Raw genomic sequence first — 15,473 nt, 5'->3', positions numbered from 1 at the left:
AAAAATCCGCAAACCTAAATCTGCGGATTTTGCAATCTGGGTGGTGCTATTGCTGTTTTTTAGGCGACGACATGCAGCCCGAGAACAGCGAAGATGTTGGCCAGTATCCCAACAATAATTGCGGCGATGGGGCCAGCCGCCAACTTCATGACTGGGCGGCCACATATTTCGTTAAGGATATATAAGCTGACGACCACGAAAATACCGGTACCGGGCCAGATCTGATTTGCGGCATTGACCCCGCCAACCAAGAGTGCAATTTCAAGAATCTGTGTCATGGCCGTACGAATATTGTCACCCGACATTTTCAGTGATGGGAAGCGGTTCATTGCCTTACCAATTCGACTTAAACTGGTAATCTCCACCCCCATAGCGCCAGCGCCGAGGATGCCAGCCACGACTGGATTCGGAGCGAGATAGCCTAATCCGAGGAACCAGTCACACCAGCCGTTAGTACCATACACACCGCTTATCATTGCGGTGGTAATAATCAGCGGCATAAAGGCGAGAGCTTGTACGATGGCGACGATAGCTGCTGAAGTAATTTGTCCTTTACCAAGCAGCGCCGCAGCAATGGGTTCGCCAGCGATCCAATGGTAGTGGGCAGTGATGGTGATCAAGGCCGCCATCGGTAATAGATAAATAGCATTCTTCCGAATACGCTTTATGTTGTCATCAAACAGGCTGTGTTCCACTTCCTCGCCATGGCGTTTATCGCGCGAGGCAAAAAACAGCAGGCAAATCATGCCAAACAGCATCGCAATCCCTTCAGGACTGAGTGCCACTTCATTACCGGCAATAGTGACCGGGTTTATGCGCTCAATGACTACGCGGGCCAAGAAGGCAATAATAATCGTGATTAGCCCGGCTTTCTTACCAAACTGATAACCGACGGCAATAGCAGGGAAGGCGACAAAGGCATAAATAATAGGGTCACCCACTGACGCCAGAGCATCCAGGAAATTGACCGGCAGATAAGAGAAACCTTTAATCAGCCCATCCAGCGCGATGGTCACTAACGCACCATAAAGAGTACCAATGAATACTGCGAGCTTAGTATTGTTCAGTGATACCCCAATAATATCGGCGGTCAGCAACACGATATGAATAACAATAATCCCGGTTGCCAGCGTAATCGGCATGGCAAAACCGGTGATAAAGCCAATACTGATAGCAAACGAGATACCGGCCAGTTCTTTTCGGCTCATATTGCCATTCATAAACTCTGGCATGATAGGCCGCAATCCATCGTGATAAACCGCGATAGATTTATTGGCCAGAAAGGTGGCGTACCCCCCCATTAGCGAGAAAAGAATAATCTTAACTAAATTAAACGATTCCATATCACGACCCCATCGGAGCTAACCAGCTCCAGGCTAATTTGTTTATTATTGTTGTTGGTGGCAACGCCAAGTTTTTTAGTTATATACAATAAAGTCACTTGGCGTTATTTATTTGCATTGTTATTTGTCAGCTAATAAAACGGCACACAGGGCTTTAACTGAGTTTTCAACACGATCATTGGTAAAGCCAAATGCCTTTTTCCCCTGTTCTATCAATTGGCTGACTGCTGCCTCAGAGGGCTGGGTTAGGGCATTAGCAATAGTGGCGCACTTATCGCGGCCTATCAGGGCATAGGCCATGGCCAGTGCACCGCCAGCGCCACTTTGGCAAGCCCCGACGTAATAATCGAAACTGCCATTTTTTACTTTCATGGCGGCATCCATGTCGGTAAATATTTCAGAAGAGACTTTACCTGCACCATATTTAATTAAACAATCTTGTATTTCGTTTTTATTAAGCTGCCCACCAATAGCGATTTTAAGCATTTCTGTTTCCCCACTTTTGAATATGTTTTAAATAGCCTAGATATATTCCCTTATTTGCTGGCATTCATTAGTTGCTGCCAGAAAGAGTGGCCATTTTGTGGTGCAGGAGCGGCAAAAAACTCACAAACTGTCGCGCCGACATCAGACATTGTTTTGCGGATACCTAATCGAATGGCCCGCGGTAGTGAACTATCCGTGCTGGCATGATAAACCAGCAGCGGGACTTGCTCCCGAGTGTGTTTACTGTGACCGATGGTTGGGTCGTTACCGTGGTCGGCCATCACCACCAGACAATCACCTACAGCCATAGCGGCGGTAATGTTACCTAACATTGTGTCAACCAATCGCAGGCGCTCAGCATAACGTTCAACATCTTGCCCATGGCCCGCCAGATCCGTTTCCTGAATATTGGTACAGATAAAGGCACTCCCTGCGCGTTGAACCTCGGCCAATGTGATATCCAAAATAACTTGGGAATCAACCAATTGTTGGTAGCTTCGCCCGGCAGGGTTGGCAACAATATCTGCCACTTTACCGATCAGAACCGTTGGAATGTTCACTTTTTCTAGCTGCTGGGGCACCTGAACATCAGTATCAACACCATAACCGAGATGAATAACCTGAAAACCGCGATCATAAACACCGGATTTTGGGCTATTAATGCCAATATAGTGTTCTTGCTTAACTTCAGCTGCACTGATGATTGCCAGGCTGTCCATCAGTAGCCCTCCATAGGCGATGACGCGGTTCACTTCGACACAACCGCGCACTATCCTACCTATTTTTTCTACCTGAGAAAAATCAATGGCGCTTAAATTAGCACAAATATTAAATACTTGACCTAAATCTGCCTCAAGATTATCACCAATTGCCACACAGCCATTGACCCATAAGAACTGTAAATCGCTGTTATCATCAGCAGCACTGAGCTCTTCAACTTGATATCCCTGTTGGCGTAATGCATCAGCCACCCGTGATTTTACCGTAGCGAAGGGCATGCTTAAGGGCGCGCGGGGCAGGGTACCCATAATTTCCTGATGACCCATAAAGGTGTCTCCACCTTCATGCTGCAATAGCGCCACACCAAAACTGGCATGCGGATTATCTTGCATCACACTGTCATTGAAATCAGGTGAACCAATATGCAGTGCATTGAGTAGCCCCAGCTTTTCCAGGTTAGGTAACCGCAGCTCTGGATAGGTTTGCAAAATATGGGCGCAGGTGTTGGCCTCTTTATCTTGTGGGCGAACTTCGCAAACATCAGGCATGGCACCCACGCCAAAACTGTCGATGACCAGTACGATAAACTTACTCATAACCTCTCCTGTCCTGTGGACGTTGGAATGGTATTACCCTGACTATCATAAATTCCTAGCAGTGTTGGTTGGCCGGTATGAATCCCTGCAACCAGGGCTACATCACTGCGGGTGGCAAAAATTTGGGTGCGAAAGCACATGATAACTGGGCTGCCGACGGCAAAGGGTTCGACAAGGCTGAGCGTGTAGTCGATGCTGTCATTGGCCGGTTTCAGTACCTTGCTTGCGCGCCATTGTTGCTCATAGACCAGTGCATTGCTTAAATGGCCGCGGCGATAATATCCGCCACCATAACAATAACTTTTGCCTTGATGACAATGGGAAATCTCGGTCAGATACAGCATCGCGACATGCTCGGGTTGGTTGCCCTGTTGATTGGATGGCATAGTTCCGGTCAATGAATGTCCCGGTTCAGCATGTGTTACCCCAAAGCGTGCTAACTGCGGCAGGCTTTCTACCCCAGTAGCTGAAGGGCCATTGACCTGCTCCACAGATATCCCTTGTTGCTCAAAGATACTTTTTGCCTCAATAAGTGTATTGAGGTTGGGGCTGGGCAATGTTTTTCCTTTTTCACTATCAAAAAGCATGCAAGGAAAATGGGTGACTCCCACCAAACGAACCCCCGGTAAGGCTTTTATTTCGTTAATAATACCGGGCAGTTCATCTAGCGAAAATCCAGCCTCTTGCCCCGGATAAATAAGGTCACCGTGGTGCCAAACTTTAAGTAACAGCGCTTGCTCTCTGTTCTGACGCAGAGCTGCGGCTGCAATTTCACGCGCTTTAGCAGTACTGTATACCGTAATCACCTCTGGGTGGTGGGCAACAACTTCATCCACCATAGCACTGGGGATTTGCACCAAATGACCGACATGAGCCACGGGTAAATTATGCTGATAGAGTTGGCGTGCCTCTTTGAAATCTACTGCGACAATCCCTTGATAGCCACATTCCAGCAGTAGTTTGCAGAGCTGCGGGTTTCGGCCAAATTGTTTACTCATGAGATAAAGTGTGATGCCGTAACGTGCTGCTGTAGCTAACAATAAACGTGCATTTTGTTTGACCTGATCAACATCAATGACATAGCTGTCAGGTTTAATGGCCCCTTGTTGCCAAAGTAAAAGTGCCGCATCCATGAGTGCTGGATTTTGTTTTTGTAGTGCTTTCAATAGCATATTAAATTCCCAAATATTGATATTTTATTATTCATTTTTTTGAATATTTAGCTTATGTAAATATAATTAGCTCTCTGCCTACTGGGCCAAGTGTAAGCCATATAAGTTTGCTAATAGATATCCTACTTCGTAATCGGGTACCTCGAAGGCAAACAGTGAGAGTAAATCGTTATTAATTTCCCTGATATTGGCAAAAATTTCTGCGGCTTCGATCTCTGTTAATATCTCGTTATCGATAGCCGGAATAACCTGTCCTTGACTTGCCCGCATCAACGCATTGGCCATATGAGTGATTAACATTTCACCCTGAGGATGGCGAATAGATAATTGCCAGTGTTGCTCCAGCCGCTTGAGAACATTAAGCATGCCGAAATAAACATCTGAATCAATAACCTGTGCGTCATAAAGGATTTTTAATCTTACTTCCATTTATCTTTCCTTGATGCGGTTTGTCTTTATCTTCATTTTTATGAATATTTACATAATAATAACTTATTACCTTGCTGCAAATACTCAACTCGCTATTTGGTATATTGATCACAATATAATCATCACTGCGGGATTGGCTGCTCTGGCGCGGGGATAGTGCCCTGTTTTCTGCTGTGTCAACGTGGCAAAAAACGCGTGCAAGTGGTAGAAAAAGATAAAAGAAAAGGCCGCAATATAGCGGCCTTCTAAGTATGACATCATCAGTTGTCAGTAAGGTTTACGGCACCTTATGGTCAACGGTGTGTGCGTGTTCTACATCTTCGCTTTTCCGACTGAAACGGCGGCGAACCACCACGAAGAATACCGGAACAAAGAAGATAGCCAGCACGGTTGCAGTTATCATACCGCCCATTACACCGGTACCAACCGCATTCTGTGCACCAGAACCGGCACCGCTACTGATAACCAGCGGCAGAACCCCAAGGATAAAGGCCAGTGAGGTCATCAAGATTGGACGCAGACGCATACGCACCGCTTCCAAGGTTGATTCCACCAACCCTTTGCCTTCTTTGTCCATTAAGTCCTTGGCGAACTCAACAATCAAGATGGCGTTCTTGGCCGATAGCCCGATAGTGGTCAATAAGCCTACCTGGAAGTAAACGTCATTTTCCAAGCCGCGTAGCGAAGCCGCCATCAGTGCACCGACCACACCCAGTGGTACCACCAACATAACTGAGAATGGAATCGACCAGCTTTCATACAATGCAGCCAGACACAAGAAGACCACAATCAGCGAGATGGCGTACAGTGCTGGAGCCTGGTTACCGGATAAACGTTCTTGATAGGACATACCCGTCCAGTCATAACCAATACCACTTGGTAACTTAGCTGCCAATTCCTGCATCAGATCCATTGCTTCACCGGTACTTTTACCCGGAGCAGCCTGACCCAGAATCTCCATGGATGGTAAGCCGTTGTAGCGTTCCAATCGTGGAGAGCCATATTCCCATTTGGCACTGGAGAAGGTTGCAAACGACACCATTTGACCGGCGTTGTTACGGACATACCATTTATCAATGTCACCCGGCAACATGCGGAATGGTGCATCAGCCTGCACATAAACTTTCTTCACACGACCACGGTCGATAAAGTCGTTTACGTAGCTGCCGCCCATCGCGGAACCGAGGGTGGTATTGATATCAGAAATTGACACACCAAGGGCTTGTGCTTTTTCCTGATCAACTTCCACTTTGAACTGAGGGGTGTCTTCCAGCCCGTTAGGACGCATACCGACTAGCATATCTGGATGTTGCGCTGCCATACCAAGCAGTTGGTTACGTGCTTCAGTTAACTTCTGATGCCCCAAGTTACCTTGGTCAATTAACTGGAAGTCGAAACCGGTGGCTGTACCCAATTCCACAATCGCTGGCAAGTTAAAGGCGAACACCAAACCGTCTTTAATTTGTGAGAATGCAGCAGAGGCACGGCCTACGATGGCTGGGACTTTGTTTTGCTCACCTGGGCGCTCGTCCCAGTTTTTCAGACTAACGAATGCCAGACCGGTGTTCTGACCTTGACCACTGAAACCGAAGCCGTTAACGGTAAACACCGAGTTAACCACATCTTTTTCTTTGTCGAGATAATAGTCAGTAACCTGATTTAGCACCTTCTGAGTACGTTCTTGGGTTGCCCCCGCCGGCATTTGTACCATGGTCAGGAACACGCCCTGATCTTCTTCTGGCAAGAATGAAGAAGGGAGCCGTATGAACAGCAAGCCCATCACAATAACCAGTGCCAGATAGATCACCAGATAACGACCGGTGCTGCGCAAGATGTTGGCAACACTGTCGGTATAATGGTGGGTACTCTTGTCGAACATGCGGTTAAACCAACCAAAGAAGCCGGTTTTCGGGCCATGTTCGCCTTTGGCGATCGGTTTCAGCATTGTTGCGCACAGTGCTGGTGTCAGAATTAATGCCACCAGAACCGAGAGCACCATGGCTGAAACGATAGTGATAGAGAACTGACGATAAATCGCCCCGGTTGCGCCGCCGAAGAAGGCCATCGGGATAAATACCGCAGAAAGCACCAACGCGATCCCCACCAATGCACCTTGGATCTGCTCCATGGATTTCTTGGTGGCTTCTTTCGGTGGTAGCCCTTCCTCTTGCATCACACGTTCGACGTTCTCTACGACCACGATGGCGTCATCCACCAATAGCCCTATCGCCAACACCATCCCGAACATCGTTAGGGTGTTTATCGAATAGCCAAAGGCAGAGAGAATGGCAAAAGTCCCCATCAATACGACCGGCACCGCAATCGTTGGAATCAACGTTGCACGGAAGTTTTGCAAGAACAGGTACATAACCAAGAACACCAGAATAATGGCTTCTACCAGTGTTTTAACCACTTCGTTAATAGAGATCTTAACGAACGGTGTGGTGTCGTACGGATAAACCACTTTCAACCCGGCAGGGAAGAACGGCTGTAATTTCGCCAGTTCAGCTTTTACTGCCGCGGAGGTGTTCAGGGCGTTAGCCCCTGTTGCCAGCTTGATACCAATACCTGCCGCTGGCTTACCGTTATAACGGGCAATGATGTTGTAGCTTTCAGCACCCAGTTTGACGATAGCAACGTCTTTCAGGCGAACCTGCGAACCATCAGTATTCACTTTCAGCAAAATTTGGCTGAATTCTTCCGCATTTGTTAAACGGGTTTGCGCAATAATTGATGAGTTCAGTTCCTGACCTGGCACCGGTGGTGTCCCACCTAACTGACCCGCTGCAACCTGATTGTTCTGTACTTTAATGGCGCTGATAACATCAACTGGCGTCAAACCGAAGTTATTCAGTTTGTGCGGGTCCATCCAAATACGCATCGCATATTGGGAACCAAACAGCTGAACATCACCCACCCCAGTAGTACGGCTAATCGGATCTTTAATGTTAGAACCAACATAGTCAGCAATGTCTTCTTGCTGCATGTTACCGTCTTCAGAAATAAAGCCGGCAACCATCAGGAAGCTACTACTGGACTTTTCAACGCTCACACCTTGCTGCTGTACTTCTTGCGGCAGCAATGGCATCGCTAATTGCAGTTTGTTCTGGACCTGAACCTGAGCGATATCCGGGTCAGTGCCTGAGTTAAAGGTCAACGTCAACTGCACATTACCGGAGGAGTCACTGCTGGAAGACATATACAGCAGGTTATCGATACCGTTCATGTTCTGTTCGATAACCTGTGTAACTGTATTCTGCACAGTGGTCGCATCGGCGCCAGGGTAGTTGGCGGAGATTGTAATTGCCGGTGGCGCAATGGTCGGATATTGCGCAACAGGTAATTTCATTATCGCAAGAGCGCCCGCCAACATGATTATGATAGCGATAACCCAAGCGAAAATAGGGCGATCTATAAAGAACTTAGCCATGAATTACCGGCTCCTTTTAAGACTTCTTCGCTGTATCAGCTGGGGCTGCTTTTGGTGTCTCGTCAGTAACTTCCTGCACTTTTACCTGCACACCCGGTCTGATTTTCTGCAAGCCGGAAACAATAAGACGATCGCCTGCTTTCAACCCTTCGGTAACCAACCACTTGTTACCAATAGCTTGATTAGCAACCAACGTGCGCATTTCAACTTTGTCGTCGGCACCAACAACCATCGCTGTTGCTTCCCCACGTGGGTTACGGGTCACACCTTGTTGAGGCACTAACAGTGCATCAGGTCTGACACCTTCATCCAGACGGGCACGGACAAACATCCCTGGCAGTAATGCCTCATTCGGGTTAGGGAAGATTGCACGGATGGTGATTGAACCTGTGGTTTCATCCACAGTGACACCAGAAAACTCTAACGTACCTGTTTCAGGGTATTCAGTACCGTTTTCCAACAACAAGCGAACTTTGGCTTTGCCGTTTTCTTGTTTGAGCGTGCCATCAGCCAGCTCTTTTTTCAGGCGCAGGAATTCATCGCTTGATTGAGTGACATCAACATACATAGGGTCAAGCTGCTGAACTGTTGTCAGCGCAGTTGCCTGGCCACTGGTCACTAAAGCCCCTTCAGTCACTGAAGATTTACCCGTGCGACCACTGATTGGCGAGGTGACCTGAGTATAAGCCAGGTTAATACGCGCTGTTTCTACCGCCGCTTTTGCTGCAAGAACTGCAGCATTGGCTTGCATAGAGTCAGACACTGCCTGGTCATATTCTTGCTTACTGATGTAGTTGGTACCCAGTAGTGGTTTATAACGGTTCACAGTCAGGCGTGCGATGTCAGCAGCAGCTTGCGCCTTAGCTAAATCACCTTTCGCACTGTCATAAGCAGCCTGATACGTGGCTGGGTCAATTTGATAAAGAGATGTTCCGGCGGTGACATCACTGCCTTCAACATAGTTACGTTTAAGAATAATCCCGCTAACTTGCGGGCGAACTTCTGCAACACGGAATGCGGACGTGCGGCCTGGCAACTCGGTTGTGATATTCAGCGGTGCTGCTTTCAATGTCACAATACCGACTTCAGGTGCCTGTTGAGCATGGGCTTGCGCCGCATCTTTGTCATTACATCCTATAAGTACTAAGCTGCCTGAAAGTACCAGAATTGCAGCCAGAGGCATTACCCCTCTGTTTTTGCTCATAGATAAACCTCAAGTGTCCGATTTTTAATTTAATCCAATGGATCACAAGCTTTAAAACCCATTGCTGCGTAAATTATATGTGCGTGCTATGGTACATACATTCGTGAATGTATGTAAATCGCACCCCCTCGAAAAAACAACGCTATGGCACGAAAAACCAAACAGCAAGCCGAAGAGACCCGGCAACAAATTCTAGATGCCGCAGTGCGGGAATTTTCTGCGCACGGTGTTTCTGGCACTTCGCTTACTGATATTGCCGCCGCCGCAGGTGTTACCCGTGGCGCGATTTACTGGCACTTCAAGAATAAGGTAGACCTATTTAACGAGGTTTGGGCGTTATCAGAGTCTAAAATTGATCAGCTCGAGCTAGAGTATCAGGTAAAATATCCTGATAATCCACTACGTATTCTGCGCGAAATACTCATCTATGTACTTGTTTCTACGCGTGAGGATTGCCGACGCCGCGCATTAATGGAGATTGTATTCCATAAATGTGAATTTGTCGGTGAGATGACCTCCGTCCATGACGCGCGTAAAGTTCTTGATTTAGCTAGTTATGAGCGAATTGAATCGGTTTTGCAAGGCTGTATTGAAGCAAATCAATTGCCCGTCAATCTTGATACTCGCCGTGCTGCGATAATCATGAGAGCTTATATTACAGGTTTGATGGAAAACTGGCTTTTTATGCCGGAAAGTTTTGATATAAAACAAGAGGCACCGGTATTAATTGATGCCTTCCTGGATATGTTAGCCCACAGCCTTTCATTGCAAAATGAGACTAATAGCAAGGTATCGGATTAACTGGAGAGGTTTATATGAGTTCTGAAGTCAATTCGCTGGTGGTGATTGCCAATGGCGCGGCTTATGGCCATGAGTCACTATTTAATGCCCTACGTTTATCCATCACCTTGAAAGAACAGCAAACAAATCTCGATTTACGTCTATTCTTAATGTCAGATGCGGTTATTGCTGGCCTTAATGGGCAGCAGCCACGAGAAGGTTATAATTTGCAGCAGATGCTGGAAATATTAACTGCACAGAATGTTCCGGTAAAACTTTGTAAAACCTGCGCGGATGCGCGAGGTATTAGTGAGTTAACGCTGGTTGATGGTGTAGAAATTGGTACTCTGGTAGAACTTGCGCAATGGACGCTGGCTGCTGAGAAAGTCCTGACATTCTGAGTGACTTGGCGCTCCTGATTTTTATTATCTAATCAACTTATATTTCTGGCAGTTACATAACATTGCGCAGCAAGTGCGTAACTGCCCGCATTATTACTGCTATTCACGCTCTGAAAGACTTTTCTTATTATGAGCCAAGATTGAACGTGATAGGATCTCATCCTCTGTGTTGAAATGAAGTTCAAATATGAGCAGCAAATTTCACAATCAATATTCTTTACCACTCTCTGCACCAATAATTACGCTAACGAGCGCGTTTTTATTACGCCTACAGATAATGCTTACTCTGCTTATAATTGCATTGTTATTTTCCCCGTCACTCTTTGCTGCGGGAATCAATATAGATGTACCGACCCGCAATGAAGTACTGAGCCAACTGGATGCATTATCAAAGCAAAAGATATTGTCCCCAGCGGAAAAACTATCGCAGCAAGATCTGACCAAGACGCTTGAGTACCTTGATACTATTGAGCGAACCAAGCAGGAAACCAACCAGCTTAGGCAACAATTGGCTCAAGCCCCGGCGAAGTTACGTCAGGCGACCGAAGGGCTGGATGCACTCAAGAATAACTCCGCCGACACAATGACCCGTGAGTCACTGGCGAACTACTCATTACGCCAGTTGGAGACACGTCTAAACGAAACGCTGGATGATTTGCAGTCGGCTCAGGAAGACCTCTCCGCCTATAATAGCCAACTCATTTCCCTGCAAACACAGCCTGAACGCGTCCAGAGTGCGATGTACAATGCATCGACACGTTTAATGCAAATTCGCAATCAACTTAATGGCTTAGCGCCGAGCCAAGAAGCTTTACGGCCAACCCAGCAGCAAGAGTTATTGACAGAACAGGTCATGTTAAACGCGCAGTTAGATTTACAGCGTAAAAATCTGGATGCTAATACTACTTTGCAAGATTTGCTGCAAAAACAACGAGATTACACTACCGCACACATCGATCAGTTGGAGCGCTATGTCCAGCTACTGCAAGAAGTGGTGAGTGGTAAACGGTTAATTCTGTCAGAGAAAACAGCCAAAGAAGCGCAAGCACCCGCTGACGCGACAGATATCCAAAATGACCCTTTAGTCAGTCGTGAATTAGCGATTAACAAAGAGTTGAGCCAGCGATTAATTAATGCCACTAAAGAAGGCAATACACTGGTTCAACAGAATATTCGGGTTAAAAACTGGCTGGATCGCGCCCTACAATCTGAGCGAAATTTAAAAGAACAAATTACCGTATTACGCGGCAGCTTATTGCTTTCTCGCATTTTGTATCAGCAGCAGCTGAATTTACCGACCTCTGGTTTGATTACCAATATGGGGCCGCGCATTGCCGATTTACGGCTTGAGCAATTTGAAATTAATCAGCAGCGCGACCAACTCTTCCAAGGGGATGACTATATTCAAACCCTGATGAGTGACAGTAAAGAGAAAATTAGCCCTGATGTGGAAGACGCGCTGGGGCAAATTGTTGATATCCGGCGCGAATTACTGGATCAATTAAATAAACAGCTGGGTAACCAACTGACACTGGCTATTAATCTGCAAATTAACCAGCAGCAGCTATTGAGCGTCAATCAATCACTACAACATACGCTAACGCAGCAGATTTTCTGGGTTAGTAGCAACAAGCCGATGGATTGGTCTTGGCTGAAAGCACTACCGGGGGCGCTCAAGGCAGAAATAAGTAATTTCCATTTTACTCTGTCATGGGGGGATATCTTCGCCGGCTTGCTTAAATCCCTGGTGTTCTTGGTTCCGATGCTAATTGCGGTGGGGGTGATCCGATCGCGCTATACCATCATCAATAAGCATCTGGGTAGCCTGGCTGATGATGTTGGGCAATTAAAACGCGACAGCCAGATGCACACCCCGGTTGCCATCATGTTCACTTTGCTGAAAGTGCTACCAGGCACCCTGATCATCTTAGGCGTCGGTTACTGGTGTTTGCGCTCAGATTTCAATCTTAGTGATGTGCTTTGGAGCTTCTTCCAACGTTTAGCCTTGTTCTGGCTCGTGTTTGATCTGACATATCGAATGTTATCGCCAGGTGGCATCACTGAGCGCCACTTTATGATAGCGGCCGACCGATGCGCGCATTATCGCCGTCAGATGGTGCGCTTGGGGGCGGCATTATTGCCGGTTATCTTCTGGTCTGTGCTCGGAGAGAAAAGCCCACTTCGGTTAGTCGATGATGTTATCGGACAGGTGGTGATTGTTATAGCTCTGGCACTGCTGGCCTTGTTCGTTTATCCCTTCTGCCGTGATAGCTGGCGCGAGAAAGACTCTCATGCAGTCAGGTTAGTCATTGTTACCGCTGTGGCTGTAACCCCCATTATATTAATTGGGTTGATGATTGCTGGGTATTTCTATACCACGCTACAGCTGGCTGGCCGCTGGATTGATAGCCTGTATTTATTATTCTTATGGAATATCGTTTACCTAACAGCTATTCGTGGTTTAGGTGTTGCAGCGCGGCGTTTGGCATACCGGCGCGCAATTGCGCGGCGACAAAGTCTGGTTAAAGAGGGAGCCGAAGGCAGTGAACCAATAGAAGAACCGCCGCTGGCGTTGGATCAAATTAACCAGCAATCATTACGCCTGACCACGATGGCGCTGTTCCTGATATTTGCCAGTGCCTTCTACGGGATTTGGGCAGATCTCATCACCGTTATTTCCTATCTGGACAGCATCTCGTTGTGGCATTACAGCGCGACGGTGGCGGGGGCGAGCGTCACACAGGCTGTCACATTGGGCAATATGCTAGTCGCTCTAATGGCGCTGGTGGTTGCTTATATTCTGACACGTAACTTGCCAGGTTTACTTGAAGTCGTTGTATTGTCGCGCCTGCAACTGCGGCAGGGGACTTCTTACGCGATCACCACGATCCTGACTTATCTGATTACCGCGATTGGGGGGATAACGGCGCTGGGTTCACTGGGTGTTTCGTGGGATAAGCTACAGTGGCTGGTGGCAGCACTGTCTGTGGGGCTAGGGTTTGGTTTGCAGGAAATCTTTGCCAACTTTGTATCGGGCTTGATTATTCTCTTCGAACGCCCTGTTCGTATTGGCGATACCATTACCATTGGCACTTTCTCAGGGAATGTCAGCAAGATACGGATCCGCGCGACCACTATTACCGACTTTGACCGCAAAGAAGTAATTATTCCGAATAAGGCCTTTGTTACCGAGCGCCTGATCAACTGGTCACTATCCGATACCGTCACTCGAATTATCATTAAAGTCGGTGTGGCCTATGGTTCTGATTTAGCAAAAGTAAAAGAGATTTTGCTAAAAGCAGCACATGAAAATCCACGAGTAATGACTGACCCGGAACCTCATGTATTCTTCCTAAACTTTGGTGCCAGCACTCTTGATCATGAATTGCGTGTGTATGTGCGTGAATTAGGTGACCGAAGTTATACGGTAGATGAATTGAACCGAGCGATTGATAAACTATGTCATGAGAATGACATCAATATTGCCTTCAACCAGTTAGAAGTGTATTTACACCAAGCTAATGGCACCGAAGTGCAGGAAGTCAACCGCCCGTTTGATACCCATGGTTTGCCGTCAGGCCAATCTGACGCTGGGGATAAGAAACCTAAGTTACCGGATATCAACAAACCACTCGCCTGAGATCATTTAGCGGGGGGTATTGGTGAATACCATTACTGGCAACAAGGCGATACCGGTGTGTATCGCCTTGGCTAAGCATCAAAGCATCAGTGAAACTTGGTTAATCAGTAGTCTGATGACGGAGCTTACGCTGATAATCAAGTTGCACGATCGCTAACGCTGCCAGTGCTGTTTCTGGCGCTATCTCATTGCATTCCAGCAAGTAGATAAGATCTACTGCCAGTTGCAGTTCTGGTGAAGCTTTTTCAACTGACATAACGTGGCCAACATTTGATTTTCAGTTAATAGGAAAAGCCCGGTAGCAAGACCCTTGTTCTGGGTTCTCACCTGACTTGATTTCAATATTTATGCCCAACGGATCTCAATGTGCAGGAGAACTGCAAACTAAAGTAGCGAACACAGCTGCTAATGGGCATTAACATTATAGAAAACTATACGCTGTCGGAACCACAATGATTCAAAAAATGTGACAAATATTCAAAAACCGTTCTCTTTCTTTTCAATACTGCGCTCTATTTTTATCAGCGCTTGCCGGCAGCGCATTAGACGGCCTTCTAATGCGGCGAGCTCTTTCTGTATTTTTTGCTGCTCGATTAATAAACTCTGCTTACCAAGCTGGCTTTCTCGGTCCTGAATCATGGCCAAAATGCGGCGTTCATAATCTTGGTGTTCAGCCAGTTTATGGTAAGGGTCCAGTTTATTATCTCGCGGTTCAGGGTTAGATTTCCTTAACTTCTGTGTTGCCAGCTCTCGTTGTAATGCGGATATCTGTGCCACCAATCTCTCAGCCAGAAAAGCAACCTGCTGTGTCCGATTCTCAGCCACAACCTGTTTCAGTTGCGCCATATTCTTGTGCACTTCCATTAGATAATCGCGAAAGCGGTTACCATGATTGCTAAACAATTTCAGATCAAAGCGGGCTTGCTGAGAAGGTGTATTAGCTTGCGGCCCTACCTGCGCAGACAATGCTTCAATTTGGCTTTCAAGCACCTGTAATAACTTTTCTGTACTCATGGCGCTTCTCCTTAGCGTTTTTCGCCAGCTTGCCTTTGAAAGAGCGGAGTTACAAGCAAGAGGCGAGTAAATATATTTATTGTGCTAATAATGCCAAGAATATCTATTGATGATGGTTAGCGCATGCGTTATTGATAGGGCTGCGTTGATGAATATTAGATCCCGGTAATCTTTCAAGCTGTAAGTGTATTGGCGGCTATCGTTCACCCCGCGAATTAGCGCAGACGTGATACAAATCAGTTGTCACTGAGTTACAAC

Annotated in this window: 12 protein-coding genes; 3 read left to right on the top strand and 9 right to left on the bottom strand. The window is 46.9% G+C overall.

The genetic code is table 11. From position 1 onward, the window contains the following. Positions 1–59: 59 nt before the first annotated feature. The 7 genes from FTA96_RS13175 to acrA form a co-directional block, all read right to left on the bottom strand. A complete protein-coding gene (locus FTA96_RS13175; protein ID WP_050108913.1) occupies positions 60–1,343 on the bottom strand; it encodes a YhfT family protein in 1,284 nt (427 codons plus the stop codon). 120 nt (positions 1,344–1,463) lie between these two features. Continuing rightward, complete coding sequence (locus FTA96_RS13170) at positions 1,464–1,829, bottom strand: DUF2620 domain-containing protein (protein ID WP_050108911.1); 366 nt, start codon at positions 1,827–1,829, stop codon at positions 1,464–1,466. A gap of 50 nt (positions 1,830–1,879) precedes the next feature. Beyond that, positions 1,880–3,145 (bottom strand): phosphopentomutase, encoded by a 1,266-nt coding sequence (locus FTA96_RS13165; RefSeq protein ID WP_050122658.1) that lies wholly within the window; start codon positions 3,143–3,145, stop codon positions 1,880–1,882. Continuing rightward, on the bottom strand, positions 3,142–4,317 hold the full coding sequence (locus FTA96_RS13160; RefSeq protein ID WP_050108908.1) for a YhfX family PLP-dependent enzyme: 1,176 nt from the start codon (positions 4,315–4,317) through the stop codon (positions 3,142–3,144). Before FTA96_RS13160 ends, FTA96_RS13165 begins: the two co-directional genes overlap by 4 nt. A gap of 78 nt (positions 4,318–4,395) precedes the next feature. Continuing rightward, complete coding sequence (locus tag FTA96_RS13155; RefSeq protein WP_050108906.1) at positions 4,396–4,746, bottom strand: PRD domain-containing protein; 351 nt, start codon at positions 4,744–4,746, stop codon at positions 4,396–4,398. 277 nt (positions 4,747–5,023) lie between these two features. Beyond that, positions 5,024–8,176 carry an efflux RND transporter permease AcrB gene (gene acrB / locus FTA96_RS13150; protein WP_050108904.1) on the bottom strand — a complete coding sequence of 1,051 codons (3,153 nt, stop codon included), beginning with the start codon at positions 8,174–8,176 and terminating at the stop codon, positions 5,024–5,026. Between the two features lie 16 nt (positions 8,177–8,192). Continuing rightward, positions 8,193–9,380 (bottom strand): efflux RND transporter adaptor subunit AcrA, encoded by a 1,188-nt coding sequence (gene acrA, locus FTA96_RS13145; protein ID WP_050108902.1) that lies wholly within the window; start codon positions 9,378–9,380, stop codon positions 8,193–8,195. A 144-nt stretch (positions 9,381–9,524) separates the two neighbouring features. Here acrA and acrR point away from each other — a divergent pair, with 144 nt between their 5' ends. From acrR to mscK, 3 genes are all read left to right on the top strand, one after another. Further along, complete coding sequence (acrR, locus tag FTA96_RS13140; protein ID WP_050108900.1) at positions 9,525–10,181, top strand: multidrug efflux transporter transcriptional repressor AcrR; 657 nt, start codon at positions 9,525–9,527, stop codon at positions 10,179–10,181. Between the two features lie 14 nt (positions 10,182–10,195). After that, positions 10,196–10,561 (top strand): DsrE/DsrF/TusD sulfur relay family protein, encoded by a 366-nt coding sequence (locus tag FTA96_RS13135; protein ID WP_050108898.1) that lies wholly within the window; start codon positions 10,196–10,198, stop codon positions 10,559–10,561. A gap of 187 nt (positions 10,562–10,748) precedes the next feature. After that, positions 10,749–14,201 (top strand): mechanosensitive channel MscK, encoded by a 3,453-nt coding sequence (gene mscK / locus FTA96_RS13130; protein WP_050133550.1) that lies wholly within the window; start codon positions 10,749–10,751, stop codon positions 14,199–14,201. 100 nt (positions 14,202–14,301) lie between these two features. On the opposite strand, the gene rsmS is transcribed toward mscK, so the two are convergent. Beyond that, complete coding sequence (gene rsmS, locus FTA96_RS13125) at positions 14,302–14,457, bottom strand: pleiotropic regulatory protein RsmS (RefSeq protein ID WP_050122667.1); 156 nt, start codon at positions 14,455–14,457, stop codon at positions 14,302–14,304. A gap of 221 nt (positions 14,458–14,678) precedes the next feature. Beyond that, complete coding sequence (gene priC / locus FTA96_RS13120) at positions 14,679–15,215, bottom strand: primosomal replication protein PriC (protein ID WP_050122670.1); 537 nt, start codon at positions 15,213–15,215, stop codon at positions 14,679–14,681. Positions 15,216–15,473 lie beyond the last annotated feature (258 nt).

Source organism: Yersinia alsatica (genome assembly GCF_902170305.1).
GTDB classification, from domain to species: Bacteria; Pseudomonadota; Gammaproteobacteria; order Enterobacterales; family Enterobacteriaceae; genus Yersinia; species Yersinia alsatica.
Note: the sequence above shows the minus strand (reverse complement) of the source record. Positions and strands in the feature narration are given on the sequence as shown.

What these genes read in the sequence shown, in the direction of transcription:
- FTA96_RS13175 (WP_050108913.1), bottom strand. Translation starts at nt 1,343, where the DNA reads ATGGAATCGTTTAATTTAGTTAAGATTATTCTTTTCTCGCTAATGGGG.
- FTA96_RS13170 (WP_050108911.1), bottom strand. Translation starts at nt 1,829, where the DNA reads ATGCTTAAAATCGCTATTGGTGGGCAGCTTAATAAAAACGAAATACAA.
- FTA96_RS13165 (WP_050122658.1), bottom strand. Translation starts at nt 3,145, where the DNA reads ATGAGTAAGTTTATCGTACTGGTCATCGACAGTTTTGGCGTGGGTGCC.
- FTA96_RS13160 (WP_050108908.1), bottom strand. Translation starts at nt 4,317, where the DNA reads ATGCTATTGAAAGCACTACAAAAACAAAATCCAGCACTCATGGATGCG.
- FTA96_RS13155 (WP_050108906.1), bottom strand. Translation starts at nt 4,746, where the DNA reads ATGGAAGTAAGATTAAAAATCCTTTATGACGCACAGGTTATTGATTCA.
- acrB (WP_050108904.1), bottom strand. Translation starts at nt 8,176, where the DNA reads ATGGCTAAGTTCTTTATAGATCGCCCTATTTTCGCTTGGGTTATCGCT.
- acrA (WP_050108902.1), bottom strand. Translation starts at nt 9,380, where the DNA reads ATGAGCAAAAACAGAGGGGTAATGCCTCTGGCTGCAATTCTGGTACTT.
- acrR (WP_050108900.1), top strand. Translation starts at nt 9,525, where the DNA reads ATGGCACGAAAAACCAAACAGCAAGCCGAAGAGACCCGGCAACAAATT.
- FTA96_RS13135 (WP_050108898.1), top strand. Translation starts at nt 10,196, where the DNA reads ATGAGTTCTGAAGTCAATTCGCTGGTGGTGATTGCCAATGGCGCGGCT.
- mscK (WP_050133550.1), top strand. Translation starts at nt 10,749, where the DNA reads ATGAGCAGCAAATTTCACAATCAATATTCTTTACCACTCTCTGCACCA.
- rsmS (WP_050122667.1), bottom strand. Translation starts at nt 14,457, where the DNA reads ATGTCAGTTGAAAAAGCTTCACCAGAACTGCAACTGGCAGTAGATCTT.
- priC (WP_050122670.1), bottom strand. Translation starts at nt 15,215, where the DNA reads ATGAGTACAGAAAAGTTATTACAGGTGCTTGAAAGCCAAATTGAAGCA.